At 45.4% G+C, this 355-nt stretch carries 1 protein-coding gene; it reads left to right on the forward strand.

What is annotated here, in order from left to right; all coding sequences use genetic code 11:
• Positions 1–80 precede the first annotated feature (80 nt).
• Positions 81–355 (forward strand): DUF4149 domain-containing protein (locus SB753_RS35450; protein WP_410804749.1); only part of this gene is annotated, 275 nt, incomplete at its 3' end.

Below are 355 nucleotides of genomic sequence, written 5' to 3' on the forward strand. Positions count from 1 at the left end.
CGCAAAATAACTTGTACATTAATTGTACTGAAAAGGTGGAAACATCAGATCAGTACCATTTTTTTCAAGAGGAAACGCGCATGCTCACTACCCTATCCCTATGGCTAGCGTCCTTTTTATTTGGCGGGATGAGCCTCTTTTCTTTTGGTTTTGCAGCCTTTCTATTGTCTAGTCTTCCAAATAATACGGCTCGCGCTACCATTCGCAGCGCCTTCCCATTTTTTTACCTGTTTGTTCTGATTGTATCGATGCTGACAGCGCTGCTTATATGGCGAATCGATCACGTATCTTCCCTACTCATGGCTGGTATTGCACTATCGGTCATCCCCACCCGGCAATGGCTGATGCCTGCGAT

Source organism: Paraburkholderia sp. SIMBA_053, assembly GCF_046534895.1.
GTDB lineage: Bacteria > Pseudomonadota > Gammaproteobacteria > Burkholderiales > Burkholderiaceae > Paraburkholderia > Paraburkholderia caledonica.